General features: G+C 65.4%; 28 protein-coding genes and 1 tRNA gene. 18 read left to right on the top strand and 11 right to left on the bottom strand.

The annotated features are described in order from the left end of the window. Nucleotides 1-114: 114 nt before the first annotated feature. The 3 genes from GA0061098_RS20775 (at nt 115) to GA0061098_RS20765 (ending at nt 2,469) form a co-directional block, all read left to right on the top strand. Nucleotides 115-1,086, top strand: coding sequence for a S1C family serine protease (locus tag GA0061098_RS20775; protein ID WP_091960365.1), 972 nt, complete (start codon nt 115-117; stop codon nt 1,084-1,086). 22 nt (nt 1,087-1,108) lie between these two features. Beyond that, entirely contained in the window at nt 1,109-2,179 is a 1,071-nt protein-coding gene (locus tag GA0061098_RS20770; protein WP_091960186.1) for a dienelactone hydrolase family protein, read from the top strand. 83 nt (nt 2,180-2,262) lie between these two features. Continuing rightward, nucleotides 2,263-2,469 carry a hypothetical protein gene (locus GA0061098_RS20765; RefSeq protein ID WP_018316294.1) on the top strand — a complete coding sequence of 69 codons (207 nt, stop codon included), beginning with the start codon at nt 2,263-2,265 and terminating at the stop codon, nt 2,467-2,469. Nucleotides 2,470-2,544: 75 nt separating this feature from the next. Here the strand turns inward: GA0061098_RS20765 and GA0061098_RS20760 are convergent, their stop codons facing one another. The 5 genes from GA0061098_RS20760 to GA0061098_RS20740 all read right to left on the bottom strand — a co-directional run bounded on the left by GA0061098_RS20760 (nt 2,545) and on the right by GA0061098_RS20740 (nt 5,343). Next, nucleotides 2,545-3,201: a DsbA family protein gene (locus GA0061098_RS20760; protein WP_165637497.1), complete on the bottom strand. Its 657-nt coding sequence runs from the start codon at nt 3,199-3,201 to the stop codon at nt 2,545-2,547. Nucleotides 3,202-3,287: 86 nt separating this feature from the next. Further along, the gene (locus GA0061098_RS20755; RefSeq protein WP_091960177.1) at nt 3,288-4,010 is read right to left on the bottom strand and encodes an LrgB family protein; all 723 of its coding nucleotides are present in this window, start codon (nt 4,008-4,010) and stop codon (nt 3,288-3,290) included. Next, on the bottom strand, nt 4,007-4,390 hold the full coding sequence (locus GA0061098_RS20750) for a CidA/LrgA family protein (protein ID WP_091960174.1): 384 nt from the start codon (nt 4,388-4,390) through the stop codon (nt 4,007-4,009). Before GA0061098_RS20750 ends, GA0061098_RS20755 begins: the two co-directional genes overlap by 4 nt. A gap of 44 nt (nt 4,391-4,434) precedes the next feature. After that, nucleotides 4,435-4,911: a PaaI family thioesterase gene (locus GA0061098_RS20745; RefSeq protein ID WP_091960171.1), complete on the bottom strand. Its 477-nt coding sequence runs from the start codon at nt 4,909-4,911 to the stop codon at nt 4,435-4,437. A 3-nt stretch (nt 4,912-4,914) separates the two neighbouring features. Then, a complete protein-coding gene (locus tag GA0061098_RS20740; RefSeq protein WP_091960167.1) occupies nt 4,915-5,343 on the bottom strand; it encodes an acyl-CoA thioesterase in 429 nt (142 codons plus the stop codon). 106 nt (nt 5,344-5,449) lie between these two features. On the opposite strand from GA0061098_RS20740, the gene GA0061098_RS20735 reads away from it, so the two are divergent. Further along, complete coding sequence (locus tag GA0061098_RS20735; protein WP_091960163.1) at nt 5,450-5,998, top strand: TetR/AcrR family transcriptional regulator; 549 nt, start codon at nt 5,450-5,452, stop codon at nt 5,996-5,998. Between the two features lie 46 nt (nt 5,999-6,044). Here the strand turns inward: GA0061098_RS20735 and GA0061098_RS20730 are convergent, their stop codons facing one another. After that, entirely contained in the window at nt 6,045-6,545 is a 501-nt protein-coding gene (locus GA0061098_RS20730; RefSeq protein ID WP_028139892.1) for a hypothetical protein, read from the bottom strand. 205 nt (nt 6,546-6,750) lie between these two features. Here GA0061098_RS20730 and GA0061098_RS20725 point away from each other — a divergent pair, with 205 nt between their 5' ends. Both GA0061098_RS20725 and GA0061098_RS20720 read left to right on the top strand, forming a co-directional pair. Beyond that, nucleotides 6,751-7,023 carry a PsiF family protein gene (locus tag GA0061098_RS20725; protein ID WP_091960159.1) on the top strand — a complete coding sequence of 91 codons (273 nt, stop codon included), beginning with the start codon at nt 6,751-6,753 and terminating at the stop codon, nt 7,021-7,023. 101 nt (nt 7,024-7,124) lie between these two features. Further along, complete coding sequence (locus GA0061098_RS20720; protein WP_018316301.1) at nt 7,125-8,210, top strand: AbrB family transcriptional regulator; 1,086 nt, start codon at nt 7,125-7,127, stop codon at nt 8,208-8,210. Between the two features lie 123 nt (nt 8,211-8,333). Here the strand turns inward: GA0061098_RS20720 and GA0061098_RS20715 are convergent, their stop codons facing one another. Then, entirely contained in the window at nt 8,334-8,873 is a 540-nt protein-coding gene (locus tag GA0061098_RS20715; RefSeq protein WP_091960155.1) for a disulfide bond formation protein B, read from the bottom strand. Nucleotides 8,874-9,030: 157 nt separating this feature from the next. Between GA0061098_RS20715 and GA0061098_RS20710 the strand changes: the two genes are divergently transcribed. From GA0061098_RS20710 to GA0061098_RS20680, 6 genes are all read left to right on the top strand, one after another. Then, nucleotides 9,031-9,115, top strand: a tRNA-Leu gene (locus GA0061098_RS20710). Between the two features lie 188 nt (nt 9,116-9,303). Next, entirely contained in the window at nt 9,304-9,606 is a 303-nt protein-coding gene (locus GA0061098_RS20705) for a hypothetical protein (RefSeq protein ID WP_091960152.1), read from the top strand. Between the two features lie 736 nt (nt 9,607-10,342). Beyond that, nucleotides 10,343-10,570 carry a hypothetical protein gene (locus GA0061098_RS20695; protein WP_091960149.1) on the top strand — a complete coding sequence of 76 codons (228 nt, stop codon included), beginning with the start codon at nt 10,343-10,345 and terminating at the stop codon, nt 10,568-10,570. A 208-nt stretch (nt 10,571-10,778) separates the two neighbouring features. After that, nucleotides 10,779-13,535, top strand: coding sequence for a T6SS phospholipase effector Tle1-like catalytic domain-containing protein (locus tag GA0061098_RS20690; protein ID WP_091960145.1), 2,757 nt, complete (start codon nt 10,779-10,781; stop codon nt 13,533-13,535). A 135-nt stretch (nt 13,536-13,670) separates the two neighbouring features. After that, nucleotides 13,671-14,354 (top strand): response regulator transcription factor, encoded by a 684-nt coding sequence (locus GA0061098_RS20685; RefSeq protein WP_165637496.1) that lies wholly within the window; start codon nt 13,671-13,673, stop codon nt 14,352-14,354. Further along, nucleotides 14,351-16,297, top strand: a complete 1,947-nt coding sequence (locus GA0061098_RS20680) for a sensor histidine kinase (RefSeq protein WP_091960140.1) — start codon at nt 14,351-14,353, stop codon at nt 16,295-16,297. Before GA0061098_RS20685 ends, GA0061098_RS20680 begins: the two co-directional genes overlap by 4 nt. Before the next feature lie 137 nt (nt 16,298-16,434). On the opposite strand, the gene GA0061098_RS20675 is transcribed toward GA0061098_RS20680, so the two are convergent. Beyond that, the gene (locus GA0061098_RS20675) at nt 16,435-16,725 is read right to left on the bottom strand and encodes a hypothetical protein (protein WP_091960136.1); all 291 of its coding nucleotides are present in this window, start codon (nt 16,723-16,725) and stop codon (nt 16,435-16,437) included. 238 nt (nt 16,726-16,963) lie between these two features. On the opposite strand from GA0061098_RS20675, the gene GA0061098_RS20670 reads away from it, so the two are divergent. After that, nucleotides 16,964-17,188, top strand: a complete 225-nt coding sequence (locus GA0061098_RS20670; RefSeq protein WP_028139882.1) for a hypothetical protein — start codon at nt 16,964-16,966, stop codon at nt 17,186-17,188. A gap of 65 nt (nt 17,189-17,253) precedes the next feature. Here the strand turns inward: GA0061098_RS20670 and GA0061098_RS20665 are convergent, their stop codons facing one another. Together GA0061098_RS20665 and mddA are read right to left on the bottom strand one after the other, a co-directional pair. Next, on the bottom strand, nt 17,254-17,676 hold the full coding sequence (locus tag GA0061098_RS20665; protein ID WP_091960133.1) for a GFA family protein: 423 nt from the start codon (nt 17,674-17,676) through the stop codon (nt 17,254-17,256). 215 nt (nt 17,677-17,891) lie between these two features. Next, nucleotides 17,892-18,680: a methanethiol S-methyltransferase gene (mddA, locus tag GA0061098_RS20660; RefSeq protein WP_165637495.1), complete on the bottom strand. Its 789-nt coding sequence runs from the start codon at nt 18,678-18,680 to the stop codon at nt 17,892-17,894. A gap of 133 nt (nt 18,681-18,813) precedes the next feature. Between mddA and GA0061098_RS20655 the strand changes: the two genes are divergently transcribed. After that, entirely contained in the window at nt 18,814-20,361 is a 1,548-nt protein-coding gene (locus GA0061098_RS20655) for a winged helix-turn-helix domain-containing tetratricopeptide repeat protein (protein ID WP_091960129.1), read from the top strand. A gap of 21 nt (nt 20,362-20,382) precedes the next feature. On the opposite strand, the gene irr is transcribed toward GA0061098_RS20655, so the two are convergent. Beyond that, nucleotides 20,383-20,868 (bottom strand): Fur family transcriptional regulator Irr, encoded by a 486-nt coding sequence (gene irr, locus GA0061098_RS20650; RefSeq protein WP_091960124.1) that lies wholly within the window; start codon nt 20,866-20,868, stop codon nt 20,383-20,385. Between the two features lie 484 nt (nt 20,869-21,352). On the opposite strand from irr, the gene GA0061098_RS20645 reads away from it, so the two are divergent. The 4 genes from GA0061098_RS20645 to GA0061098_RS20630 all read left to right on the top strand — a co-directional run bounded on the left by GA0061098_RS20645 (nt 21,353) and on the right by GA0061098_RS20630 (nt 26,603). Next, entirely contained in the window at nt 21,353-22,903 is a 1,551-nt protein-coding gene (locus tag GA0061098_RS20645; RefSeq protein WP_091960119.1) for an ABC transporter substrate-binding protein, read from the top strand. Between the two features lie 270 nt (nt 22,904-23,173). After that, nucleotides 23,174-24,145 (top strand): ABC transporter permease, encoded by a 972-nt coding sequence (locus tag GA0061098_RS20640; protein ID WP_091960115.1) that lies wholly within the window; start codon nt 23,174-23,176, stop codon nt 24,143-24,145. Beyond that, nucleotides 24,142-24,981, top strand: coding sequence for an ABC transporter permease (locus tag GA0061098_RS20635; RefSeq protein WP_028139871.1), 840 nt, complete (start codon nt 24,142-24,144; stop codon nt 24,979-24,981). Before GA0061098_RS20640 ends, GA0061098_RS20635 begins: the two co-directional genes overlap by 4 nt. 2 nt (nt 24,982-24,983) lie before the next feature. Continuing rightward, complete coding sequence (locus GA0061098_RS20630) at nt 24,984-26,603, top strand: ABC transporter ATP-binding protein (protein ID WP_165637494.1); 1,620 nt, start codon at nt 24,984-24,986, stop codon at nt 26,601-26,603. Nucleotides 26,604-26,819 lie beyond the last annotated feature (216 nt).

Genomic DNA, 26,819 nt, shown 5'->3' with positions numbered 1-26,819 from the left:
CACGAATAGTTGGGAACGAGGCTTTCAAGACGGCCTGCCCCGGCCTAAATTATGCGTGCTTCGCGCGTCGCTCTGCAGCAATCTCGGAGCGATGCACTCAGCCAGGAGAACTCCATGCCCGCTTTGACCGAATGGAGAGTGCCGCCGGCCAATCAGCCGCGTGCGAGCGACTACGGTTTCGATCTTGACCGCGCGCTCGCATCCGTCGTCGGCCTGCACGCCATCGTCCCGCCGGACGCCTTCAGCGCCGAGACGCTGGGCACCGAACGCGCCGGCAACGGCGTCGTGATCGATCACGGACTGGTGCTCACCATCGGCTATCTCATCACCGAGGCGGAATCGGTGTGGCTGCACCTCGGCGATGGGCGGGTGGTCGAAGGCCACGCGCTCGGTTTCGATTCCGAAACCGGCTTCGGCCTGGTGCAAGCCCTCGGTGAGCTCGACGTCGAACCGTTGCCGCTCGGCAGTTCGGCGGAAACCGCGATCGGCGACCGCGTCGTGGTCGGCGGCGCCGGCGGTCGCACGCGCTCGGTCGCGAGCCAGATCGTGGCCAAGCAGGAATTCGCCGGCTATTGGGAATATCTGCTGGACGAAGCCGTCTTCACCTATCCCGCGCATCCGAACTGGGGCGGCACGGCGCTGCTCAACGAGCGCGGCGAGCTGATCGGCATCGGCTCGCTTCAGCTGGAGCGCGAGCGCGACGGCAAGGCCGAGCACGTCAACATGGTCGTGCCGATCGACCTCTTGAAGCCGATCCTGGACGATCTGCGCAAGTTCGGTCGCGTCAACAAGCCGGCGCGACCCTGGCTCGGGCTCTACTCGACCGAGATCGACAACCGCGTGGTCGTGATCGGGATCTCCCCCAACGGTCCTGCCGCGCGCGCCGAACTCAAGACCGACGATATCATCCTCGCCGTGAACGGGGACAAGGTCACGAGCCAGACCGCCTTCTACAAGAAGATGTGGGCGCTCGGCGCCGCCGGCGTCGACGTGCCGCTGACCGTGTACCACCAAGGCGTCACCTTCGACGTCACGGTGACCTCCACCGATCGCTTCAAGCTCTTGAAGGCACCGAAGCTGCATTGATCCCACGCTGAAGGAAGCCGCGATGAGCGAGGCCGTGATCGACGACATCGTGGCCGTGCTGCCGCCGCTGCTCAATGCGCTGGAAGCGCTCGGCTTCTTCCAACGCCATCTGCATCCGCCGGCGTTCGCTACCGTGATGAACGCGATCGGCGCACCGGATGAGGCGCTGCAAACGGCACACGCGGCTATTGGAGAGTGGCCGGAGCAATTCGCGGGCCTCCGCGAGCGGCTCGATCGCGCCTGCGGCGAGACGCTCGCCGCCTTTGCCGGGATCCGCGAGGTCGAGCGCGGCAATGGCGATCTCGTCGCTGTCTTCCGCGCGCTGCGCCACGTGCCGCGCGCGCAGGAGGCGCTTTATCCCCTGGCGATGCAATTTCCTCCCGTAAGCAGCTTCTTCCTCAACACCGCCAATCGCGAAAATGCGGATCTGTTGTCGCGGCTCGAAGTCGGCGCGAGCGAAAATACCGGCATCTTCCACGATCACAACGAACCCGGCAGCCGCGGCGGCTTCTCGGTCTATGTGCCTGAGTACTATACGCCCGAGCGCGCCATGCCGCTGGTGATGGCGCTGCATGGCGGCAGCGGCAACGGACGCGGTTTCCTGTGGAGCTGGTTGCGCGACGCCCGCAGCCTTGGCGCGATCTTGGTGGCGCCAACCGCGACCGGTCCAACCTGGGCGCTGATGGGCGATGATGCCGATACGCCCAATCTCATGCGCATCCTCGAAACCGTGCGCAGCCGCTGGAGCATCGACACCTCGCGCATGCTGCTGACCGGCATGAGCGACGGCGGCACCTTCAGCTACGTTACTGGCCTCGACGGCGCCTCGCCCTTCACCCATCTGGCGCCGGTCTCCGCAACCTTCCATCCGCTGATGGCGGAGATGGCGGACGCCGCGCGCTTGCAAGGTCTGCCCATCTTCATCACCCACGGCAAGCTCGACTGGATGTTTCCGGTGCAGACCGCGCGCCAGACCCAGGCCGCGCTCGCAGCGGCTGGCGCTGATGTCACCTATCGCGAGATCGACGACCTCAGCCACACCTATCCGCGCGAGATCAACGCGGAGCTGGCGCAGTGGCTGAATGCGGGGTGAACAACCCGTCCTTATCCGCGCCGCACTGCCGCGGAACCATCACTGCGTGCCGACGTTATTGCCGGCCCACCGGAGGTTCGCAAATGCAGACTTTTTTCGGAATGATCCTTGGCGCGCTGCTGCTTGCCGGCGGCGTGTATGTCTATGACTCCATGCAGACGTCGTCCGTCGCCAATGGCGAGGTCGCGACCACCAATCGCACCATCGTGAATTGGGACGTCGCGAAGGCGGATTGGGACGCGCTGCGCGACCGCGCGCACAAGGACTGGGTCCGGATCTCGTCGAAGTAACGACGCCGTATCATGAACGAGGCGCCGTCGCGAGCTCCGCGGCGGCGCCTTTGCGTTGGCTACGACCGATGCGCCTCAGTTCATCTTGGCCTTGCGGGCATCGGCGATGACCTGCTCGAACTCGGTCATGCTGAGCACGCCGGGGACGCGGTACTTGCCGACGATGAAAGACGGGGTTCCGCTGAAACCGAAGGCTTCGGCCTGCTCGTTGTTGCGCTTGAGCAGGGCGTCGATATCGCTGCCATGGCCGGCGAGATCGCGCTTCAGGCGATCCATGTCGACGCCGGCGGCGGCGAGCAGCTCGTTGATGCGCGGCTCGGTCAGGCGCGAGCTGACGCCCATCAAGGCGTCATGGGCCTGATGGTATTTGTCCTGGAATTTTGCCGCGAGAGCGGTCCGCGCCGCGGTGACGGAGACCGGCCCGAGGATCGGCCAATCCTTCATCACCAGCCGCACCTTGCCGTCGTCCTGGACGACCTGGCGCAGCTCGGGCTCGAGCTTGCGGCAATAGGGGCAATTGTAGTCGGACCATTCGACGATGGTGACGTTGCCGTTGGGATTGCCGGCGACGGGCGTGTCGGGATCGCGCAGCACCTTGGCTTCGGTCAGCACCTCGTTGTCGTCGGTCGCCGCGCGCGCCGAGGCGCCCGTCAGTGCGAGGGCGCCCGCCCCGATCAACGTCAACGCCGCGCGCCGCGTCGGCGCAAGGCCCTTAGTCTCAAATCCAGCCATATCTCGTCCCGTTTTGGTCCCATCTCCCTGAATACGGTCGGGACCGGGAATTGTTACTCGTCATATAGAGTGTCGCGGCGGCGATGTCATCGCACCAGCAGCGTGACCGCCAGGGGGACCAGGAACGAGGTCACCAAGGCGTTGAAACTCATGGCGATGCCGGAGAAGACGCCGGCAATCTCGTCGACCTGGAACGCGCGCGCGGTGCCGATGCCATGCGCGGCAAGGCCGGCGGCGAAGCCGCGCGCCCGGTAATCGGTGATGCCGGTGCGGTTCATCAGCGGCGTCACGATGATCGCGCCCATGATGCCGGTGAGGATCACCGCCACCGCCGCCAGCGAGGGATCGGCGTGCAGGGATTCGGCGATGCCCATGGCGACGCCGGCGGTGACCGATTTCGGCGCCAGCGACAGCACCACGTCGCGCGGCAGGCCGGCAAGCTCGGCCAGCAGCACCACCGACACCACCGCCGTGACCGATCCCGCGAGCAGCGCCACCAGCATCGGCACGATGGATGACACGACGCGCCTGCGGTTCTCATAGAGCGGCACCGCGAGCGCGACGGTGGCAGGCCCCAGCAGGAAGTGCACGAACTGCGCGCCCGCGAAATAGCTCGTATAGGACGTGCCGGTTGCGAGCAGGAACGCGCCGATGATCCACATCGCGTGCAGCACGGGATTGGCGAGCGGATGGCGCCGCGTCGCCAGCGACACCGCATCCGTCGCCGCATAGACCAGCAGCGTCACGGTCAGCCACAGCAGCGGCGACTGCGAGAGATAGACCCAGAGCGAGAACGGATTGTCGTTCATCGTGCGTCCTGCTGCTTCAACAGGCGGCTGACGAGGCGGAAGGTCAGCACCGTCGCGAGCAGCGTGACGACCACGGAGAGCGCAAGCACGAGGACGATGGCGATGCCATGGGAGGCGAGCAGGTCGAGCTTCTGCACGACGCCGACGGCGGCCGGCACGAACAACAGCGACAGATGTGCCAGCAGGCCCTTGCTTGCGGTTTCCACGCCGTCGTTGCGCAGCGGCCCGTATGCAAGCATCGCGAAGCGATCCCGCGCAAGCAGCAGGACGAGGAGCAGCAGCAGGCCGAGCACAGGTCCCGGCAAGGGCAGCCCGAGGCCGCGCACGACGGCTTCGCCGATCAATTGGCACAGCAGGATGAGGCCGAGACTCGCAAGCATGACCAGCGCATCAAGGGATGCGCCGGCAGGCTTGTCAATCGCAGCTATGCACGAGACGGGCGCGGCTCGTGCGAAGCAGCAATGCGCGGCACCATCGCCATCAACGTCCCGGTCATCGTGGCGATCAGCGTGGTGTTGCCCTCGTGCTCGGCAAACGCCTTGGCCTCGCAGAAGGTCAACGTGCGGCCGGGCTTGACCACCTCCGCCCTAAACACGAACCGTTCGCCGCGAGCGGGTGCCAGCAGGGTCGTCTTGAACTCGACGGTAAGGATGTCGGCCTCGCGCGGCATCAGGGTAAAGGCGGCAACGCCGCAGGCATTGTCGAGGCCTGCCGTGATGATGCCGGCATGGACAAAACCGTTCTGCTGCGTGAGATCAGGCGAATGCAGCATCGCCAGCTCGGCCTCGCCCGGTGCAAGGCGGACGATCACGATGCCGAGCGTGTGCATCGCCGGCTGGCCGTCGAACATTGCGATCGCCGCCGCGCGATAGCCCGGGTTCTTCGGCTCGAACGCGGCCATGGTTCAGGCCTCGGCCGGATCGGCGAGATGGTGCAAAGCGATCTCCCGGATGGCATCCGCGAACGGTGCCGATTTGCGCTGGCTCCGATCCATGTGCACGCCGGTGATCTCGCAAGTTGCGGCGATCTCGCCGGTCTCGGCATTCGTCATGTCGTGCCGGAAGCGGATCGACTTGTCGCGGACCTCGAGCAGATGGCTGCGGATCTCGACGATGTCGCCGGCGAGCAGCTCGCGCCTGTAGGCGATGTTCTGCTGCACGGCGGCCATGCCGCGGCCGGAGGAGCGCAAATAGCTCGGCGTCAGGCCGAGGCGGGCGAACAGGTTCCAGTTGGCTTCGTCGAATTTGCCGACATACCACATGATGTTCATGTGGCCGACATGATCGCATTGCCACGGATAGACCGTGCCGCGATAGGTCGCCTCCTGCTCCATCGCCATTTTTCGCCCTCGTTGTTTATTGATCTTGATACGGTAGCGTATCAGGCACGAGACGCGTTAGCAATACGGCACCGTATCAAGAGTTCGGGAGGCTTCTTTCATGAGCGACGGCAAGGGCGATGTCTGGGTCGAGGCGGGGTTTGCCGAGCTCGCCCGCTCGGGGGTCGAGGGTGTCAGGGTCGAGGTGCTCGCCAAGAATCTCGGCGTCACCAAGGGCGGCTTCTACCGCCGCTTCGCCGACCGCGCCGCGCTGCTCGAAGCCATGCTGCAGCGCTGGCGCCAGGGGCGGGCCGCGTCGATCGCGCAGCAGACGCGCCTCGATGGCCAACAACCCCGCGAACGGCTGAAGGCGGTGATCCAGCTCTATTCCGAGCGGCTCAATCCGGAAGCCATGGCGATCGAGCTCGCGATCCGGCAATGGGCCCGCTCCGACGAGAACGCCGCGGCCGCCGTGGCGAGCGTGGACGCAGCGCGGCTCAAGCACGTGGCCGAGCTCTATCGCGCGACCGGGCTTGCGCCCGAGGAGGCCGAGGCGCAGGCCTTCCTGTTCTATTGCTTTATCTTCGGCCAGAGCCTGTTGTTCGTCGAGCGCGGCCCGCGCAAGCGATCGCAACTGGTGGCGAAGTCGGCCGAAAAACTGCTGGATTAGGCAAAAAGGCCGGAGCGTTGCTCCGGCCTTCGCATCAGCTCGAAGCTCAGGCGGCGCCCTTCAGCTTCTTGTTGCATTCGCTGTAGTAGCCGCCGCCCTTCTGGATCCACTTCATGCCGCCGTTGCCGTTGGTGGTCTTGTTGGCGTTGTACTGGTCGACGCAGGTGTGCAAGCGCCCCTTGCCCGGGGTCTCCTTGGCATATTTCGGATCGATCGCGTTCGGATAGATCGCAGGTCCCGCCGGCAGGGTCGGCGCGGCGGCCGGGGCCGCCTCCTTCTTGGCCTGCTTCGGCTCGGCGGGAGCAGCGGGCGCAGCCGCGGTCGGTGCAGGAGCAGCCGGTGCCGCAGCAGCCGGCGTTGCATCCGCGCCGCACTGGGCCTTGCGGAAGTCATTCCACTTCATGGTGCCGAGCGAGCCGTCCTTCTTGGCCGCCTGGTATTTGGCGCTGCACTCCTGCGACGTCAGCGCCTGCGCTGGCGCCGATACCGCCAACGCAGCAAATCCCGACAACGCAATCGCGCAAAGCATTTTTGATTGAATGGTCATCCTTAGGTCTCCTCCTTGGTCTTCCCCCGAGGGGAAGTGAAACAAGACTTGCTATCCTAGCGTGCCGGCCATTTGCGACAAGGAAGCGATGGCTCCCGGCCGCCAAAATATAGTAACGGCGCCGTTCAGATTATTCATGTCGCGTTCAGCAATGCGAGCCGACGTTCGCAGTCCTTCGCAATTCTCGCAAGATGAGTGTAACACCATGACCCTCGCCTCTCGCCTCGCCGCCGTCGCCCTCGCCTCCCTGCTCGCCGGCGGCACCGCCTTCGCGCAGACGGCTGCACCGGCCACCAAGACCGAACCTGCCGCTACCGCCGACAAGAAAGCCCCGAAGGAGCGCTCGGCCGAGTCGCTCGAATGCTCCAAGCAGGCCGACGCCAAGGGCCTGCACGGCAAGGAGCGCAAGAAATTCCGCTCCGAATGCATCAAGACCGCCAAGGCGGGCACCGCCGCGCCGGCTGCGGACAAGAAGTAGCCTCCGACACGATCTTCGGCGAGCTTCCAGCGAGAGGCGCGCGCATTGCGGCATGACGAGCCTGCAATTGTGCGCCTCTCGCTGATTTGCGATAAGGTGGCGTGAAGCAAATCGCCGCCTCCCTGTCGTTTGAATGGCCGAGCCGTGCCAAGATCTTGAGCACGGCGGAGACGCTCGTCATCGGCACCGCCGGCGGCCTTGTGTTTCTCCTCGCCGGCCTTCCCGGCGGGCTGATCTCCGGCTCGATGATCGCGGTCGGAATCGCCGCGATTGCCGGGCGCCAGCTCGCGCTGCCGCCGCTCCTGACCCAGACCGTGCTGGTGCTGCTCGGCATTTCGCTGGGCTCGGTGGTCTCGCGCCATCTGCTTCAGCAGGTCGGCGCATATCCCCTCACCATCGGGCTGCTAGCGCTCGCGACCTTCTGCTCGACCTTCGGCTCGAGCTATTACCTCCAGCGCATCCATGGCTGGGACCGCACCTCGGCCTTCCTGGCCGGCAGCCCCGGCGCGCTGTCGCAGATCACGATCCTGGCGGTCGAGCGCGGCGCCGACCTGCCGGGCATCGCGGTGGTGCAGACCATGCGCGTCATCATCCTCACCGCGGCCCTGCCGATGGTGCTCGCGTTTGCGGGCGTCGCCCCCTCTGCCGCGCCATCACTGGCGACGACGATCGCCTCGCCGCTCGATCTCGTCGAGCTGGTCGCGGCCTCGCTGGCCATGGCGCTGGTCCTGCGCCTGATCAGGTTTCCGGCGAGCTGGATGTTCGGCGCCATGATCGCCTCGAGCGTGCTGCATGGCGCCGGCTGGGTCGAGGGCGGCCTGCCGGACTGGGTGCGCGGCGTGGCGCTGGTCGGCATCGGCGCACTGATCGGCAGCCGTTTCGCGCGGATGCGGATCAAGACGCTGGCCGGCCACCTCAACGCGGCGCTGGGCTCGTTCACGGTCGCAATCGCCGTCTCCGCCATTTTCGTCGGCATCGTCGCGCTGACCACCCAGGTCAGATTCTCCGACGCCGTCGTCGCCTTCGCGCCGGGCGCGATGGATGCCATGCTGGCGCTGGCGCTGACCTTGCACATCGACCCGATCTTCGTCGGGGCCCACCACCTGTCGCGTTTCGTGTTCGTGACGATCGCAACGCCGGGCATCGTGCATCTGTTCGGACGCACGCAGGACGATGTGGATGATTAGTAGAGCGCGGTGCGCCTCGCGAACTCCGCTCTCGTAGGGTGGGCAAAGGCGCATAGGGCCGTGCCCACGTTCTCATTCGACCTTATCACTACGAGATGGTGGGCACGCCCTACGGCAGCTTGCCTAGCCTCTCGCCGTCTTCGCAAATCCCCGCGCGGCAATCGCGGCCATGAGCAGCGAGATCAGGACGTTGTAGCCGGCGAGCGAGAGGCCGAGGAAGCGCCACTGCACCTCGTCGCAGCGCACCACCTTCACGGTGTCGAGCTTTGAAAAGAGATCGCCGGCATTGCCGAGATTGACGACGGGACCGGAGCAATCGGTCGGCCCTTTCCAAAAACCCCATTCGACGCCGGAGTGGTAGGTGCCGAGACCGGCATTGGCGAGCGTTGCCAGCGCGAGGATCGCCAGCCCCGCCAGCAGCAGCGGCCGCGGCGCGCCGCTCCGTGCCGCCAGCGCCGTGAGAACGCCGACCGGGATCGCCAGATAGTAAGCGTAGCGCTGCTCCAGGCAGAGCGGACAGGGCAGGATCTCCAGCACGAGCTGGAAGAACCAGGCGCCCGCGATGGTCGCGGCCGCAATCAGCGTGACGAGCAGCGAGGCCGTCAGCGCAGCGCCGCTGGCAGCCGGCTTGAACGCAGGTATGGCGGCACTCTGGGTCGTCACGGCAGCCTCTTTCCGATAGGTCGCGCTCCTAAGCCTCTAGCCCCGGTCCATGCGGCTGTCGAGAACGGCTGACATCACTTTGGCGCGGGTTGACCCCGCTTTGTCCATGGCTATAGTCCGCCGGCTTCGCGACGCTCCCTGCAAGGGCCGACCGAGGGCCCCTGTGGCGGAACTGGTAGACGCGCTCGACTCAAAATCGAGTTCCGCAAGGAGTGCTGGTTCGATTCCGGCCAGGGGCACCAGCCTTCGCTGCTTCGCAGCTACGGCTCGGCAAACCGGGCGCAGCCATATCCATGCGAAGCGGCGAAGGCTGTCGCGCCGAAGCCTGGGCGAAGGCGGACTGGCTCAACACACTCGCTCCCCACCCTAGCCATCCCCGCATCTCCACTGTATAAACCGGTAGCTTCTTCCGTCACTCGAAGGAGCTCATATGAACGACCTGCACGCGTGGCTTTCGCAGCAACACCACGGTTTGCGGACCTTCCAGACCTTTCAGCAAAAGCTCGAGACGCTCGGCCGGCACGATCCCGCCCAGCGCGGCCTGTGCCGCCTGCTCAGCGGTGTCGTCGGCAGCTATGTCGAGGCCTTTGACGAGGCGCCGCTGCCGGTCGACATTGCCGAGGACGCCTATCGGCGTCTGCTGACGCTGGTCGAAAGCCTCGATCTGCACGGAAACGCCGCTCGCCGGCTCGCCGACATCAACCGCGTGGCGACCTGCGAGTTGTGGCGGTGATCGGCAGGACCAGCGGGCCCACTTCAATTTTCAAATAGCAGGACACGCCTCTTCGGCCTCGCGACGCATGACGCCCGAGTCCTGTGCTTCTCTTGAGCCCCTTCCTTGGAAAGGGCGCAGGGAAGGCCGGGCGCCGGCTGGCACCCGCGGTCCGCTGCGCGCAAATTGCGAAGACAAATGCACAGCGGCATACAGGGCAGCCCAGGACATCCCGGCCTTTCCCTGCGCAATGGTTTTACGGCTTATGGCGCGCTCTCCCCGGGGAGCGATGCACTATTGCCCCCGTCGCCTTGCGGATGGCTGATGCGCACGCCCGGTCGGGCAGCTCACATCACCGCAAGCCTTGACGCACAGACCCCGGGCGTCAGGACGACACGCTTTTGCCGTACGCGGACCGCACCGGTCGTGTGCGCGCTGTTCAACCTCTCACGGGCCAAACCCGCCCTGCGATTGCTGGCGCGCCGATGCACTCCACGTCCACCGCCACCCGGCCCACGTATCGTGACGATCGCGAAACGCCCCTTATCCAAGGGCCGGGATATCGCAAGGCTACGATATTTCCGAATTTCGGTCAACCAGAATCTTTTGGGCCGGCTCTTGAGGTTTGGGCTATGATTTTCCTGCGGCCATCCTTCGAGACGCCCAGCAGGCCATAAGCGGCTGCCCTGCCCCGTTCCACTTCGCCGCGCCAGTCCCTATATCCTGTGGCAGCAGATGTGATGCAGCGGACAGTTTGATGGCCAGGACACGCAAGACGGATGCCGACGACCTCCCCCGCTATTTCGTCTGGGTCCGGGGCCTCGAAGGCCCCGAGCCGCAGAAATGGATGGCGATGGATTTCGGCGTCGGCGACTGGAAGCGGCCACTGGTGCTGGCCTATCTGGAGTTGCCGGCGGACGAGCGGGATCTGTCGCTGTCGATGCTGGCGCGGCGGTACCCGCCGCCGCGGGTGGATCTCTCGTAACGGCGTCAGCACATCCAGCACAGTCTGTCGCCACGCAACGACCCGCTGGAAGCAGCGACGCCGCATGATCCCGCTTGCTACCTCAACGGGACTGTGCGCAGAATGCACCTGTATTTTCATGATTCAGATATTTCAACCATTGATTGATTCCGGGAAATGATGCCCGGTTTGGCCTGACGCTTTCCTTGTCGAATTGCCGGAGGGGCCCATGACGCATCATGATGTCGGGGGGAACGCCAATTCTCCGAGGCCAGAACGCGCGCCCAGCGATCAAGACAGGAATGCCGGCGCGGGCGCGGGCCTGCCAAGGCGCAAGCTGGTGCTGTTCGCCGACGGCACCGGCAATGCGTTCACCACGCAGGAATCGAGCGTCTGGCGTCTCTATGAAGCCCTGGACCATACCCAGCCTGATCAGATCGCGCATTACATCAAGGGTGTCGGCACTGCCGGCTGGGCACCGCTTGCCGCGCTCGACGGCGCCACCGGCATTGGCGTTCCCGGCAACGTCCGCAAGCTCTATCGCTTCCTGTGCTGGAACTGGCGTCCCGGCGACGACATCTACATCTTCGGCTTCAGCCGCGGCGCCTTTACCGCGCGCACGCTGGCGGCGCTGATCGCGAGCCAGGGCCTGGTGCCGGCGGAGATCGACGACACCCCGGTGTCGCATGCCGAGATGGGGCGTAACGTCAAAGCCGCCTGGCGCGAGTACCGGCGCGAGACCGTGCCCTGGACCAAGAGCCTGCCGACGATCTGGGTCACGCGCTGGATCCGCGACTTCCTGCTGTTCGTCTATCACTGGCTTTGCGGGCACCGTAGCTATGCCGAGGTGCGGGGCAAAATGAACGGGCGCAGCGAGGTCGAGATCGCATTCCTCGGCCTGTTCGACACCGTCGAGGCGTTCGGCGTTCCGGTCGAGGAGCTCCGCCTCGCCATCGACTGGGCGATCTGGCCGATCTCGTTCCGCAATCACCGGCTGTCGCACAAGGTCAGGCACGCCTGTCATGCGCTCGCGCTCGACGACGAACGCACCACCTTCCATCCGCTGCGGATCGACCAGAGCCATCTGGCGCAGGGGCAGATCGTCAAGGAAGTGTGGTTCACGGGCGTCCATTCCGATATCGGCGGCGGCTATCCGGAATCCACGCTGTCCTTCGTGCCGCTGGTCTGGATGGTCGAGCAGCTCGGCGACCGGTTGCGCTTCCAGGACGGCGAGATCGAGCATTTCAGGGAATATCAATCGGCGCTCGGGCCGCGGCATGATTCCCGCAGCGGCGCAGCAGTGCTGTACCGCTACGGGCCGCGTCCGATCCTCGGCGGCGACGTGAATGGCGGGCTACCGGTGGTGCACTTCGCCGTCATCGAGCGCATGCTGCTCGGCTGCGACGATTACGCGCCGATCATGCTTCCGGCGAATTGCCTGGTGCTGCTGCCGGACGGAACGAGGTTGCCGCTGCGCTCTGAGGGAGAGACCAAGGATCTCGACGAGCAGCATGCGCGCGAGGCTCTGAAAGCGGCCTATCTGGCAAAGGCGACGGGCCCTCGACGCGAGGAGGAGGCGAAAGCCTTTACCGCGATGAGCACGCCCGACGCCACCATGTCGAGCCTCACGCGCGACACCGTGTGGTGGCGGCGCGTCGCCTATTTCTCGCTATTGTTCATGGCCGGCGTGATCGCCGCCTGGCCGTGGATCGCGCACGCGCTGGTGCAGTGGTCCGAAGACCGCGCCCTGGAGGGCACTGGCGCACTGTCCTTCATCACCAATATCGACTGGGTGATGGGCGCAGTGGTGGCGCCGCTGACCAATCTGCTGCGAGACGTGCTGCCGTCCTATGCGGCCCCCTGGCTCAACATTGCGACCTACTATCCCTTCCTGACCTCGATCGTGGTGATCGTCACCTGGTGGATCTGGCACAAGAACGGAACGTTGCGTGACGACATCGAGGAGCGGGCGCGTCTTGCCTGGAACACGTCGCGCCGCAGGGCGAGCATGGAGCACATCGACAAGCCGGGGCCGTTGATGCGGCTCGGACACTGGATGCGCCTGAATGCCGGCCCGGCGCAGCGCATCATCACCAGGGGACTGGTGCCGGCGGTCTTCCTGATCGCGATCTTCGGCTCGGCCGCGCTGATCGTGTCGGGCAGCCTGTTCACCGGTCGTCTCGCGCTCGGCTCGGTCTGCTCGCCGCCTACGGTCAAGGGCTCTGCCGCGTTGCAGACCGGCACGCCGGTGACGGACGAGCCGGTCGACGCGCGCGCGTTGTTCGACACCCGGGACTTTTGCTGGTGGAGCGGGCTTGCCGTCGAGAAGGGCCGCAAATACCGCGTCTTTCTCGAGATCAAAGAGCCATGGTTCGACCGTACCATCATGAGCGGCGTGAACGGATTTGCAACCTACGAGCCGCACCACTACGTGGCGCTGCCGGAGCGTCGTCTGTTCGCGGCGGACTGGTTCCAGCCCGCGGTGCGCGTCGGCAGCAAAGGCATCAACGACCTGCCGCTCAAGGCAGTCAATGTGATGCCGGCCGACGAATTTCCCCGCCGCATGAAGCCCACCCTGCCCGCGGAGGACGACCTCAGCAGGAGCCGCAACAGGTATCCCGTGCGGCTCGACGACACGCCCGAGTTCAAGGGCAGGCTCGACGGCCTCGGCAAATTCGAACCGATTCCGCCAGCCATGCTCGCCGAGGCAAGCCAGATCTGGACCAAGCAGCTGTTGACCGGCCGCGTCGTCGCCGAATTCGTGGCACCCGAGTCCGGCGAGCTGTTCTTCTACGTCAATGACGCCGTCCAGATATTCCCGCGGCTGCTTCCGGAGTCGTGGATCCCGTCCTGGCTCGATGCGATCCAGGGGCCGCACGATCTGTTCTACCGAAACAATAGCGGCACTGCGAAGATCAAGGTCCAGCGCCCGCCGGCCCCACCGATGCCGCCGGACAAGCCGGCATTACCGCTGGCGAGCAACTGAGGCCTCGGAGCTCTCCGGCGCCGCGACTTGGACACGGGGCATCCCCGCCCCCATGATTATGGGTGTCGCTGCCCGCGTCCGGCGGCTAAACTTGCCTTGCGCCGCGGGGGACACGCGGGTCGCGGGACCATGATCATGACTGAACAGGGCGAGACGGGTGAAGCCATCACCATCCTCCTCGTCGAGGACGACGCGCCGACCTGCTGGCGGCTGCAGGATGCGCTGGTCAAGGCTGGCTACGAGGTGCGCAGCGCCGGCACGCTCGGCGAAGCCCGTTCCGTCCTTGCCGGCGGCGCGCCCCGCGTGCTGCTGACCGATCTGCGCCTGCCCGACGGCCACGGCATCGAGCTGATCCGCGAGATGAGGCAGCGCTTCCCCGACACCGAGATCATGGTGATCTCGGCCCTCGGCGACGAGGAAAGCGTGATCTCGGCGATCACGGTCGGCGCCACCGGCTATCTGCTCAAGGACGCCTTCCCCACCGACATCGCCACCACGGTGCGCGATCTGGTCGCCGGCCATTCGCCGATCTCGGCCTCGATCGCGCGCTTCATCGTGCGCAGAACCCAAGGTGCCGCGCCAAATTCGGCGGAGCCGCCGCCCGGCCCGGCGCTCAACACGGCCAGGCTGACGCCGCGCGAGATCGACATCCTCTGGGGCATCGCAAAAGGCTTCAGTTATGCCGAGATCGCCAGCCATCTCGGCCTGTCCAAGCAGACCGTGCCCGGCCATATCAAGAACATCTATCGCAAGCTCGAGGTGCACACGCGCAGCGAAGCGGTGTTCGAAGCGGTGCAGCAGGGCCTGATCAAGCTGTGAGCGAGATCGCGGCCAAAGCACCTATAAAGGCAGCTACGAAGGCACCCACGCGGCCGCGGCGCCGGCTGATCGCCTCGCGCCTCGTGCCCTATCTGCTGCTGCAGGCGCTGATCGTGATCGCCACCATTCTCGGGCTGCGGCTGCTGCAGCCGAACGACCCCGACGATTTTGCCCTGAGCGGATTTTCGCTGCGGCAGGACGGCGTGACGCTGCCCGTGACGCTGCCGCATTTCACGGCTTCGCGCTATTCCCTGGACGACCCGCCGCTCTACACCGGCAGCTTCACGTTCAGGCGCGGCGAAGCGGCGGCAGGATGGTCGGTCTATCTGCCGCGCTTCAGCAACGCGGTGGAGGTCGCCGTCGACGGCGTCGTCGTGCTCGATTCCCGGCGCGACGCCAATGCCAACCGGCCCGACCGCAACACGCCGCAGATCGCAGCAATCCCCGCCTCGCTGCTGCGCGAGGGCGCCAACGAGATCACGGTGCGCCTGTTCGTGTGGGGCCCGTTGAAGGGTTTTCTCGACACTGTCTATGTCGGGCCGGATGCCGCCTTGCGGCCAGCCTATGAGACGCGGACGCTGCTGTTTGTCACCCTCCCCGTGGTGTTTTCGGCCTGGCAGTCGATCCTCGCCGTCATCCTCGCGATCATGTGGCTGATGCGGCGCCGCGAGCCGGTCTACGGCGTGCTGGCGGCTGCGATGGTGCTCGGCGTGGTGCAGGCGTACGTACCGCCGCCGGTTCCGCCGGCCGCCACGTCGCGGCTTGCCGCGGTGTTGCTGGCGTCCGCGCCGATCGAGAGTGCGTTGGTCGTCATGTTCGGCGTGCTGTTCTTCGGCTGGCGCTGGCCGCGCTACGGCATGCTGCTGTTCGTGCCAGGCCTCGTCGTGTTCGTGGTCGGGCTGATCGGGGGCCCGCCGCTGCCGCGCATCCTCTTTCTGGTGCTCGGCATCCCCACCGTCGGGCTTTGCCTGTTTCTGATGGCCTGGGTGACCGCGACTGCGGTCGTCCGGCGGCAGGATGCGGCGAGCTTCACGATCGGCTGCGCCGTCACCATCGTGCTGGTCTGCTGGGTCCAGGACATGCTCACGGTGCTCGAGATCGTGAGCAACGATCGCATCTTCGTCTCGCGCCTGTCCTATTCGGCGATGCTGGTCGCGATCGGGGCCGGGTTGACCTGGCGCTTCGCCCGCGCGCTCAACCAGGTCGACAGCTTCGCCGGCCAGCTGGTGACGCGCGTGCGCGAGGCCGAGGAGCGGCTGAAGGCGAGCTTCGTCCGCGAGGAGGAGCGCGCGCGCGCCGCCGCGCTCGCCAATGAGCGCACGCGTTTGATGCGTGACCTGCACGACGGCCTCGGCGGCCAGCTCGTCAGCATCGTCGCGCTCTCCGAGCGCGGCCATGAGGGCGCGACCATCACCGACGCCGCCCGTGCCGCGCTGAAGGATCTGCGTCTCGTCATCGATTCTATGGACGACATCGGCGGCGACCTGATGCTCGCCCTCGGCTCCTGGCGCGAGCGCGCGAGCGCGCAATTGCGGCCGCACGACATCACGCTCGACTGGCGCGTGGCGACCCCGCAGGGCCTGCCGCTGCACCCTGAACTCAGGCCATGGCACGTCATCCAGATCGTGCGCATCCTCGACGAGGCCGTGACCAATGCGGTCAAGCACGCACAGGCACACCGCATCGCGGTCACCATCGAGACGCTCGATGCAAGCGAGGGGCCGTACGGCCTGATCAGCGTGACCGACGACGGCCATGGCTTTGCGCTGGCCGGCCAGGGAGAGGCCGCCCGTGCAGGCCAGACCGCGCGCGGCTTGCGCAACATGGGAAATCGCGCCGCGCGCTGCGGTGCGGTGCTCGACCTGAGTTCCGATGCTTCCGGCACGCGGGTGCGGCTGCAATTGCCGCAGCGTTTTCCCGACAGCGACGCGGCTGCGGGCTGAAAAGCCCCCCTCTCCGAACGTGTGGGACGCGCGGAGAGAGGGAACGGGCCGGGTGATTTGCCGGCGGAGGACGGGGGGTTCGTCCGCAGGGCGCCCCGGGCCCGAGGCGATGCAATCAATTCAATCGAATGGAAATATCAGCGCACGCCGACGCGATTGACCGGGCCGCCGCGATTCATCGGCGTTCCTGCGCGTACGCCGATACCGGGCGCGCCGACGCCGGGCGTTGCGACCGCGGCCCTTGCGACCGGCGCTCCCGGCGCGACCACCACGGCCGCCGTCGGCCGCACCACGCAGCCCTTGGGCACTCCGACCGTCTTGCAATAGACCACCGCCTGTGCCGGGCTCGTGCCCAGCGACACCATCGCCGCGCCGGCCAGCGCCATGACCGTCAGCCCCGCACTCAGCGCTCCAGCTCTCTTCGACATCCTTTGCTCTCCTGCTTCCCGTTCGGCGTCCCGATGCAATCACCGGGTTTCGCAGCCGAGGTGCAGCCTGAATGACAAAAGACGGCGCGCGGATACATGCCATGAAGATGGGGGTCGCTGCGGCCGGGACACCGGGCCGACGCCATGAACATGGCATGGACCCATGCGCGGCCTTCGCGAGATGGTCCGGCCCGATTGATCCCGGTCGGGACCAACGTCGATTCCAAAGAGGTGCTTTATGAAGATTTCAGCTGTTGCCGCGCTGCTGCTCGCCGCTTCCGCCCTGCCCGCTGCTGCGCAATCCGGTCCATCGGTCCAGGAGCAAATGGCCTGCCGTGGCGATGCCAGCAAATTCTGCGCCGAACATATCGGCAAGCCCCCGCAGATGAATGCCTGCCTGCGCGAGAACAAGTCGAAGCTCTCGGACAGCTGCCGCAAAGTCGTTGAATCGCGCGGCGGCTGACCCGTTGCCTTTCTCGCGAAGAAGAGAGGAGCGGCGTGCTGCCGCCCTCTCGAAACCCGGCGCCGCTACTCCTGCATCATCTCGCCGCTGCCGCCGAACTCGGCCGGAAAATCCTTCAGCTTGGGCAGGCCGTCGCGCATCGGCAGCACGGTCTCGGCATAGTTGACGTGAACGCCGGGCGCGAAGGCGAGCGTCGGGATGGTGGCGGTGAAGACGTCGACCAGGCCGAGCGGCGGATGGTTGGTCATGAGATGGCCGCCGCACTTCTTGCAATATTTGCGCTCGCTGAGCGGCGTCTTGGCAAAGGTCTCGACATTCTGGGCGCCTCCGGCGACGCGCACGGCCTCGGGCTTCCACAGGCTGAAGGCGTTGACCGGGCCGCCCGACCAGGAGCGGCAGGAACGGCAATGGCAATAGCCCATCGCCTCCGGTGCGCCCGTGACCTCGATCGTGACCGCGCCACAGAAGCAGTTTCCGACATGTTTCATTGGGTCGTCTCCGTTTGATGAAGAGGAAGAAATCCTCTCCCCGCTCCTCGTCCACAATATGTCGGGACCGATGGGAATGCGGGGAGAGGTGTCGGGGTGAAGGGGACATCACCCCGGGGGACGTTGAGGGGACGGGTATGTGAGATGCTCTCATACCTCAGCCGGCGCGGCCAAGCGTCCTCCGTTCGGCGGACGCGCGCGATGCCGCGACGAGGCTAGAATGACCGGCGCCAGGGAATAAGCATCGACACCCGTTGTTTGTACTGCCGGTACTCGTCGCCGAAGAGAGCGACGAGGTCGTGCTCCTCCAGCGCGATGCCGACGAAGATGTAGAGCGTGGTGACGACCGCAAACAGCAGATGCCCCGCGGTCATGGTCGGCGCCGCCCAGAACGCAATGATGAAACCGAGATAGATCGGATGGCGGACGAAATTGTAGAGCAGCGGCGTCCTGAAGCGCGGCGGCGTCATCTCCTTGCCGACCAGATGGTTGGTCACCTGATGCAATCCGAACAATTCGAAATGATTGATCAGGTAGGTGCTGGTGAACACCAGGATCCACCCCGCGAACGACAGCGTGACCAACGTCACGGCGAGATCCGGGTTCTCGACATTCCATACGATCGCAGGCAACGGACGCCACTGCCAGAACAGGAGCAGCAATGACAGACTCGCGAACAGCACATATGTCGAGCGCTCGACCGGCTTGGGGACGAACTGCGTCCACCACGCCTTGAACTGCTTGCGCGCCATCACGCTGTGCTGAAGGGCGAACAGCGACATCAGGAGGAGATTGACGATGACGGCTTCGGCCATCGGCGTGTCGGTTCCGGTATCGATGGTCTTGGGCACCACCAGCCCCATGACGAAGCCGATGGCGTAGAGAATGGTGACGAAAAACACGAGATATGCCGCAATTCCGTACAGAAAGGCGATGAACCTGAAAATGCGTGAGCCCGCAACCTCCGGGCTGATGGAATGAACCTGGTGATCAAGTTGGGTCATAGAACGCTCCGTTGTGCCGAGGCATCGGCACTGTTTGGTCTTCGCACCATGCCGGATCGGACGCCCCCAGACTTTCGCGGACGGTTGATTTTCGCCTGAGACGACTTTGATTTTTGCTTGAGACGACAGAAACGTGCGATTTCGCTTTGAAAACAACGTGCTCGACGGCGACCTGCGGGAACTGACCTGTGGCGGGACCGCCGTGCCGTTGCAGCCGCAGGTGTTCGATCTCTTGCTCTATCTCGTCGCGCAACGCGCGCGTGTGGTCAGCAAGGATGACCTGATCAGCCAGATCTGGAGCGATCGGATCATCTCGGATTCGGCGCTGAACAGCCGCATCAACGCCGCGCGCAAGGCGATCAGTGACGACGGCGCGACGCAGCGGCTGATCAAGACCATTCCGCGCAAGGGCTTTCGTTTCGTCGGCGAGGTCCGGGAAGATTTGGCAGCGTCGATCGTGCCGGCCGAAGCCAGGCCCGCCCCCTCGCGCGTGGGGGACCGCCCGGCGATCGCGGTGCTCGCCTTCGAGAACATGAGCGGCGATCCCGCGCAGGACTATTTCGGCGACGGCATCAGCGAGGACATCCTCACGGCGCTGTCGAAGCAGCGCTGGTTCATGGTGATCGCCCGCAACTCATCCTTCACCTACAAGGGGCGCGCGGTCCACCTCCGACAGATCGCGGAGGAGCTCAGCGTCCGCTACGTCGTCGAAGGCAGCGTGCGCAAGGCGGGCAATCGGCTGCGCATCACCGCGCAGCTCAACGATGCCACGTCAGGCAGCCATCTGTGGGCCGAGCGCTACGACCGCGAGCTGGTCGACGTCTTCGCCGTCCAGGACGAGATCACCAACGCGATCGCGGCGGCGATCGAGCCGCAGATTCACGCGGCCGAAAGTTTTCGCGCCCACCGCAAGGGACCTGCGAGCCTGGACGCTTGGGATTTCCTGATGCGGGCGTTGTCGCATTATTGGCGCGTGACCCGGCGCGATCACGAGACCGCACGGGCGCTGCTCGAACGCGCGATCGGGATCGATCCGAATTACGGCCAGGCGCTGTCGGTGCTGGCGGCGAATTACATGTTGGGCGTGCATCTCGGCTGGGCCGAGCTGGCCACCGTGGCGCCGGTGGCGGAAGCCGCCGCGCTGGCCGCGGTGCGCTGCGACCATGAGGATGCCTGGGCGCATGTCGCGCTCGGCAGCGTCTGCTTCTCGACACGCAGGCTCGCGGACGCGCTGTCCGAGTTCGAGCAGGCGCTCGCGCTCAATCCGAACTTCTCGCTGGCGCAGGGTTATTACGCGCTGGCGCTGTCCTATGCCGGACGTCCCAAGGATTCGTTCGAGGCTGCCCAAAGGGCGATCCGGCTGTCACCGCGCGATCCGTCGCTGGCGATCTATCACGGCATCGCGGGCTATGCGCGCTTCACCGAACACCGTTATGACGAGGCCATCGCGCTGGCGCGCGAGGCGATCCGCCATCGCGGCGATCTCACCGGCGCCTACCGCGTGCTCGCGGTCTCCGCCGGCATGACCGGTGACGGAACGCTTGCGGAGACGGCGCTGGGCGAGCTCCGCCGCACCCAGCCCGACATCTCGCTGCACTGGATCGCGACGCAACTGCCGTGGGCCAATGACGGGGATCGCGAGCACTATCTGGAAGGATTTCGGCGCGCAGGGCTGCGCTAGGCGGCTTCTCTTACCCCGGCGCTACGCGCGCTTGCGGCGCAAATGGACGATGACGTCGAGCCGCGCGATCTCGTGGCCGGGAAGCGCCTCCGGAATCTTGGTGAAGGCGAGGCCTTCGGCAACGTCGACCAGCACATCCTCGCCCTCGAGATAGAAGTGTGGATGCACCGATGTGTCGGTGTCGAAGAACGACTTGATGCCGTCGGCCGCGATCCGGCGCAAGAGGCCGGCCTCGGTGAACTGGTTCAGCGTGTTATAGACGGTCGCAAGCGACAGATAGGCGCTCGCCGCCATCGCTTCTTCGTAAAGCCTCTCCGCAGTGACGTGCCGGTGGCCGCGCAAGAACAGCAATTGGCCGAGCGCCAGGCGCTGGCGCGTCGGTCGCAGACCGGCATCGCAGAGCAATTGCAGACAGTGCTGCACGCCTGCATCGGGCGGCAGTTCGAGGCCGGCGACATCAGGACCGCTATCGTCAACCGCAGGGATATTCGTGGCCTGGAAGTCCATCGATCGTCTCACGCGTCTCACGACTCAGAACGCACAGCGCCGCGTCGCCAGTTGCTATTCGATCGTAAAAGCGGCCGCCTGGCTTTGATCCGGATCAAATCCAGAGCGGGGCCGCCTCTGACCTATCGCAGGGCGATCCACTTTATTCCTGGCCGGTTGGGCGGCGACGGGCTCTCAGCGCATCATGACCGCCTGATGCTTTTGGTCGCAGGCGCAGGCTTGTGCAACGCCTTCGCAGACTCTCGACACGAGTAAGGCCGCCTGATCGCCCGCAGCGGGCCGATCTGCCGTGCGCGAAGGTATGCGGAAAACAGGACGCGCTGTACATTTTTTGTGCGAGCACTGTCGCGACTTTCATCTTGCGGCGCCGAACGGGACTATGTGAGCCTCGATATCGGATGGGGACTGGGATGGACCGGCCGTAGCTTTGCGCGCCATGGCGTGCGAAGCGTTGACGGCCGGTCTCGCTTGAGAAAGATACGACATGCCGAAACGAGTGTTGCTTGGTCTCCTCCTGGCTTGCGGCCTCACGGCCCCGACACTGGCGCAAGAGCCGAAGACCGGAGGTGTGATCAATGCGGTGATCCAGCCCGAGCCGCCCGGCCTGATGCTGGCGATGGTCCAGAACGGCCCGGTGCAGATGGTCTCGGGCAACATCTTCGAGGGCCTGCTGCGCTACAGCCCGAAGCTCGAACCGCAGCCCGAGCTCGCCGAGAGCTGGAGCGTCAGCGAGGACGCCAAGACCTACACGTTCAAGCTCCGGAAGGGCGTGACCTGGCACGACGGCAAGCCTTTCACCGCCGCCGACGTCTTGTTCTCGGTCGAGATGCTGAAGCAGACCCACGCGCGCGCCCGCAACAACCTCGCGCAGGTCGACAAGGTCGAGGCGCCCGACGATTACACTGTCGTCTTCACGCTGAAGCAGCCGTTCGGCCCGTTCCTCGGCATCTTCGAGGTCGGCTCGATGCCGATGGTGCCCAAGCATCTCTATGAAGGCACCGACTGGAAGACCAATCCCTACAACAACGCCCCTGTCGGCACCGGCCCCTTCATGTTCAGGGAATGGCAGAAGGGCTCGTTCATCCGCCTGGTCAAGAATCCGAACTATCACGAGAAGGGCAAACCCTATCTGGACGAGATCTACTGGCAGATCATTCCCGACGCCGCGGCGCGCTCGGTGGCGTATGAGACCGGCAAGGTCGACGTGCTGCCCGGCGGCTCGGTGGAGAATTTCGACGTGCCGCGGCTGTCCAAGCTGAAGGACACCTGCGTCACCGGCGCCGGCTGGGAGTTCTTCTCGCCGCTGGCCTGGCTGTGGCTGAACAACCGCCAGGGTCCGCTCGCGGACAAGCGGGTGCGGCAGGCGATCATGTATGCGATCGACCGCGACTTCGCCAAGGACGTGATCTGGAACGGGCTCGGCAAGGTCGCGACCGGCCCGTCCGCCTCAACCATCAAATACTACACCGACGACGTGAAGAAATATCCGTACGATCCGGCCAAGGCCAAGGCGCTCTTGAAGGAAGCCGGCTACAAGGGCGAGAAGATCCGCCTGTTGCCGCTCGCCTATGGCGAGACCTGGCAGCGCTGGGGTGAAGCCGTGAAGCAGAACCTCCAGGACGTCGGCATGAATATCGAGACCATCGCCACCGACGTCGCCGGCGGCAACCAGAAGATCGGCGACTGGGACTACGACATCGCTTTCACCTATCTCTACCAGTATGGCGATCCCGCGCTCGGCGTCGGCCGCAACTACATCTCCAGCGCCATCGCCAAGGGCCAGATGTTCAACAACGTCGAGGGCTATTCCAATCCCGAGATCGACAAGCTGTTCGCCGACGGCGCGGTCGCGACCCCCGACTCCAAGCGCAAGGAGATCTACGAGAAGGCGCAGAAGATCCTGGTCGAGGACGTGCCGGTGGCCTGGATGCTCGAGCTGCAATTCCCGACCATCATGCGGTGCAAGGTCAAGAACCTGATCACCACGGGAATCGGGGTCAATGACGGCTTCAAGGACGCATGGCTCGACAAGTGACGGGCGCTTCGCGTCTGATCTCTCGTGCTGTAGCTTTCGCCGAATGATTGCCGTCCGAGCCACGGAAAAGGTGCACCTCTCCCGCTTGCGGGGGAGGTCGACGCGCGCCGGGCGATGCGAAGCATCGTCCCACGTGCGGCGGGTGGGGGCTCTCTCCGCTCGAGGACCTTCTCTGCGGAAACACCCCCACCCCTACCCTCCCCCGCAAGCGGGAGAGGGAGCGCACCGTCGCTGCGGCGACCCTCTCGTCAAACAAGCGTCGCTCTAAGTATGCTCTCCTTTATCGCTCAGCGTGTCCTGAAGGGCGTGATCGTCCTGCTTGCGATCGTCGTCCTCAATTTCTTCCTGATCCGGCTTGCGCCCGGCGACCCCGCGGTGGTGATGGCGGGCGAGGCCGGGGCCAGTGATCAGATCTTCGTCAATCAGCTCAGGGAGAAGTTCGGCCTCGACAAGCCGTTGCCGGAACAACTCTTCATCTATGTCAAAGGCGTCGTCACCCTCGACCTCGGCTTCTCCTTCCGCCAGCAGGCGCCGGTCGCAAAGCTGATCGGCGAACGGCTGCCTGCGACGCTGCTGTTGACGCTGACCGCATTCGCGATCTCGCTCGCGCTCGGCATTCTCTTCGGTACCTTCGCCGCGCGCTTTGCCGGGACCTTCCTCGATACCGCCATCACCGTCTTCGCACTGATCTTCTACGCCATGCCGATCTTCTGGGTGGCGTTGATGGGCATCCTGCTGTTCTCGGTCACCATGGATTGGCTGCCGAGTTTTGGTTACGAGACGGTCGGCGCCAATCTGACCGGCTTCTCCCACGCGGTCGACGTCGCAAAACACCTGATCATGCCGGCGATGACGCTCGGCCTGTTCTTCATGGCGACCTATACCCGCATGACGCGCGCCTCGATGCTGGAGGTGAAACGGCTCGACTTCGTCAAGACCGCGCGCGCCAAGGGCCTCTCGGACGCCGTGATCCAGCGCCGCCACGTGCTGCGCAACGCGTTGCTGCCGGTCGTGACGCTGGCCGGCGTGCATTCCGGCACGCTGATCGGCGGCGCCGTCATCACCGAGACCGTGTTCGCCTGGCCCGGCATCGGGCGCCTGATGTACGACGCGCTGTTGCAGCGGGACTACAATCTGCTGCTCGGCGTCTTCGTGATCTGCTCCGCCATGGTCCTGATCTTCAACCTCATCACCGACCTGGTCTATCGCCTGGTCGATCCGCGCATCGAATTCGCCTCATGAAACAGTTCTGGAAATCGATGCTGCGCAGCCCGAGCGGCGTCATCGGGCTCATCATCCTGGTTCTCGCGATCTCGGTCGCATTGTTCGGACCGATGCTGTTCCCGAACTCGCCATGGCGGATGGTGCAGCGGCCGTTCCTGCCGCCGTTTACGCTCTCCGCCGTGCCGCTCGGCACCGACGCGCTCGGCCGCGACGTGTTCGCCGGTATGATTTTTGGCGCGCGCGTCTCGCTGCTTGTCGGCCTCGTCTCCACGCTGGTCGCGCTGATCGTCGGCGTTCCCATCGGCGCCATGGCCGGCTATTTCGGCGGTAGGGTCGATGACGCCCTGATGCGCTTCACCGAGTTCTTCCAGACCATTCCGAGCTTCGCGCTCGCGATCGTGCTGGTCGCGATCCTGCAGCCCTCGATCTACTCGATCGTGACCTCGATCGCGCTGGTGAGCTGGCCGCCGGTCGCCCGCCTCGTGCGCGGCGAGGTGCTGTCGCTGCGCACGCGCGAATATGTCCAGGCGGCCGTGGTCACCGGCCAAAGCAACACCTGGATCATTATGCGCGAAATCCTGCCGAACGCACTGTCGCCCGTGATCGTGCTGGCCTCGCTGATGGTGGCGACCGCGATCCTCTTGGAATCCTCGCTGTCGTTCCTCGGCCTCGGCGACCCCAATCTGATCTCCTGGGGCTACATGGTCGGCGCCGGCCGCACCGTGATCCGCCAGGCCTGGTGGATCACCGTGTTTCCCGGTGTCGCCATCCTGATCTCGGTGCTCGGGCTCAATTTGATCGGCGAAGGCCTCAACGACGCGCTCAATCCGCGCCTGTCGCGGGAGGGACGCTGACAATGACCGCACCGCCCGCCGTCTCCATCAAGAATTTGCGGATCGCCCTGCCCAAAGGCGCCGAGCGTCCTTTCGCCGTCGACGGCGTCTCGCTCGATCTTCGACCCGGCAGAATCGTCTGCGTCGTCGGCGAATCCGGCTCCGGCAAGTCGATGTGCGCACATGCGCTGATGGGCCTGTTGCCTGATACGGTCTCGGTGGCCTCCGGCGAGATCCAGTTCGAAGGCCGCGACCTGCTCAAGCTCGACGACGACGGCTGGCGCGATCTGCGCGGCCGGCGCCTTGCGATGATCTTTCAGGAGCCGATGACCGCGCTCAATCCCTTGATGCGGATCGGCGACCAGATGGCCGAGATGTTCGAGGCCCACGGCCTGCTGACGCCGAAGGAGCGGCGCGCCAAGGCCTTGTCGCTAGCGCGCGAAGTCGGCCTGCCCGACCCCGAGCGTATCGTCCGTGCCTATCCGCACCAGCTCTCCGGCGGCCAGCGCCAGCGCGCCATGATCGCGATGGCGCTCGCGCTCGAGCCGGCCGTGCTGGTCGCGGACGAGCCGACCACCGCGCTCGACGTCACCACGCAGGCGCAGATCCTCAAGCTGATCCGTAACCTCCAGCGCAATCGCAACATGGCGGTGATGTTCATCACCCACGATTTCGGCGTGGTCGCCGACATCGCCGACCAGGTCGTCGTGCTCCGTCACGGCAAGGTGGTGGAGGAAGGCCCGGCCGCGACCGTCTTCAACGCGCCGCAGCACGACTACACCAAGGCGCTGCTCGCCGCCGTACCCTCGATGGACCCGCCGGCGCGCGAGCCGCTCGACGATCAGGCCAGGGCGGTCGAGGTGATCGGGCTGGACAAGACCTATGTCACCTCGGGCGGCTGGTTTCGCGAAGACCGCCGCGTCGATGCCGCGCGCGCGGTCAATTTCAACATCCTCAGGGGCGAGACGCTCGGCCTCGTCGGCGAATCCGGCTCCGGCAAATCGTCGGTGGCGCGCCTGGTGATGCGGCTGATCGAGGCCGACCGCGGCACGGTGCGGATCGGCGAGACCGATCTCACCCAGCTCTCAGGCAAGGCGCTGCGCGCCGAGCGCCATCGCATCCAGATGATCTTTCAGGATCCGTTCGCCTCGCTCAATCCGCGCCGCAAGATCAGCCACATCATCGCCGACGGCCCGATCGCGGCCGGCCTTGATCCGAAAGCGGCGTTCGACCGCGCCCGCGATCTCCTCAAGATGGTGGGCCTGGATGCCGGCGCGCTCGAGCGCTATCCGCATGAATTCTCCGGCGGCCAGCGCCAGCGCATCGGCATTGCGCGCGCTCTGGCGCTCGAGCCCGAGATCATCGTCGCGGATGAGGCCGTCTCCGCGCTCGACGTCTCCGTGCAGGCGCAAGTCTTGCGGCTGCTCGAAGACCTCAAGACACGCCTCGGCCTCTCGATGCTGTTCATCACCCACGATCTACGCGTCGCCGCCCAGATCTGCGACCGCATCGCGGTGATGCAGCGCGGCGCCATCGTCGAGCTGAAGCCGACCGCGCAGCTGTTCGCTGCGCCGGAGCATGCCTATACGCGCGAGCTGCTGGCAGCCGTGCCGGGACGGAAAGAGCGCGCGCCGGCGGCGTGACGGATCGATCGCATCGAGTCGCCGAATTCCCGGATGGTTCCAAAAACTTGCACACGGCCCGAGATGAAACATATTCGGTCCATGAGAATTTTCTTGACGAAAATATCCTTGCCGATGAGCGCAAGGAGCAAGTCGACACCAGCATTCGCTCGCGCGGCTCCCGAAGCCCCGCAACGGATGTGAGCTGGTGAGCGGTCTCTCAACCCGGCGCATCAA

Origin of the sequence: Bradyrhizobium shewense, assembly GCF_900094605.1 — a bacterium.
In the GTDB taxonomy this organism is placed as follows: domain Bacteria; phylum Pseudomonadota; class Alphaproteobacteria; order Rhizobiales; family Xanthobacteraceae; genus Bradyrhizobium; species Bradyrhizobium shewense.
The sequence above is the reverse complement of the archived record's forward strand: the minus strand, read 5'-3'. Positions and strand labels throughout refer to the sequence as shown.

Bases quoted from the DNA above. Each gene is read 5' to 3' on its own strand.
- GA0061098_RS20775 (WP_091960365.1), top strand. From the start codon at position 115: ATGCCCGCTTTGACCGAATGGAGAGTGCCGCCGGCCAATCAGCCGCGT.
- GA0061098_RS20770 (WP_091960186.1), top strand. From the start codon at position 1,109: ATGAGCGAGGCCGTGATCGACGACATCGTGGCCGTGCTGCCGCCGCTG.
- GA0061098_RS20765 (WP_018316294.1), top strand. From the start codon at position 2,263: ATGCAGACTTTTTTCGGAATGATCCTTGGCGCGCTGCTGCTTGCCGGC.
- GA0061098_RS20760 (WP_165637497.1), bottom strand. From the start codon at position 3,201: ATGGCTGGATTTGAGACTAAGGGCCTTGCGCCGACGCGGCGCGCGGCG.
- GA0061098_RS20755 (WP_091960177.1), bottom strand. From the start codon at position 4,010: ATGAACGACAATCCGTTCTCGCTCTGGGTCTATCTCTCGCAGTCGCCG.
- GA0061098_RS20750 (WP_091960174.1), bottom strand. From the start codon at position 4,390: ATGCTTGCGAGTCTCGGCCTCATCCTGCTGTGCCAATTGATCGGCGAA.
- GA0061098_RS20745 (WP_091960171.1), bottom strand. From the start codon at position 4,911: ATGGCCGCGTTCGAGCCGAAGAACCCGGGCTATCGCGCGGCGGCGATC.
- GA0061098_RS20740 (WP_091960167.1), bottom strand. From the start codon at position 5,343: ATGGAGCAGGAGGCGACCTATCGCGGCACGGTCTATCCGTGGCAATGC.
- GA0061098_RS20735 (WP_091960163.1), top strand. From the start codon at position 5,450: ATGAGCGACGGCAAGGGCGATGTCTGGGTCGAGGCGGGGTTTGCCGAG.
- GA0061098_RS20730 (WP_028139892.1), bottom strand. From the start codon at position 6,545: ATGACCATTCAATCAAAAATGCTTTGCGCGATTGCGTTGTCGGGATTT.
- GA0061098_RS20725 (WP_091960159.1), top strand. From the start codon at position 6,751: ATGACCCTCGCCTCTCGCCTCGCCGCCGTCGCCCTCGCCTCCCTGCTC.
- GA0061098_RS20705 (WP_091960152.1), top strand. From the start codon at position 9,304: ATGAACGACCTGCACGCGTGGCTTTCGCAGCAACACCACGGTTTGCGG.
- GA0061098_RS20695 (WP_091960149.1), top strand. From the start codon at position 10,343: ATGGCCAGGACACGCAAGACGGATGCCGACGACCTCCCCCGCTATTTC.
- GA0061098_RS20690 (WP_091960145.1), top strand. From the start codon at position 10,779: ATGACGCATCATGATGTCGGGGGGAACGCCAATTCTCCGAGGCCAGAA.
- GA0061098_RS20685 (WP_165637496.1), top strand. From the start codon at position 13,671: ATGACTGAACAGGGCGAGACGGGTGAAGCCATCACCATCCTCCTCGTC.
- GA0061098_RS20675 (WP_091960136.1), bottom strand. From the start codon at position 16,725: ATGTCGAAGAGAGCTGGAGCGCTGAGTGCGGGGCTGACGGTCATGGCG.
- GA0061098_RS20670 (WP_028139882.1), top strand. From the start codon at position 16,964: ATGAAGATTTCAGCTGTTGCCGCGCTGCTGCTCGCCGCTTCCGCCCTG.
- GA0061098_RS20665 (WP_091960133.1), bottom strand. From the start codon at position 17,676: ATGAAACATGTCGGAAACTGCTTCTGTGGCGCGGTCACGATCGAGGTC.
- mddA (WP_165637495.1), bottom strand. From the start codon at position 18,680: ATGACCCAACTTGATCACCAGGTTCATTCCATCAGCCCGGAGGTTGCG.
- irr (WP_091960124.1), bottom strand. From the start codon at position 20,868: ATGGACTTCCAGGCCACGAATATCCCTGCGGTTGACGATAGCGGTCCT.
- GA0061098_RS20645 (WP_091960119.1), top strand. From the start codon at position 21,353: ATGCCGAAACGAGTGTTGCTTGGTCTCCTCCTGGCTTGCGGCCTCACG.
- GA0061098_RS20640 (WP_091960115.1), top strand. From the start codon at position 23,174: ATGCTCTCCTTTATCGCTCAGCGTGTCCTGAAGGGCGTGATCGTCCTG.
- GA0061098_RS20635 (WP_028139871.1), top strand. From the start codon at position 24,142: ATGAAACAGTTCTGGAAATCGATGCTGCGCAGCCCGAGCGGCGTCATC.
- GA0061098_RS20630 (WP_165637494.1), top strand. From the start codon at position 24,984: ATGACCGCACCGCCCGCCGTCTCCATCAAGAATTTGCGGATCGCCCTG.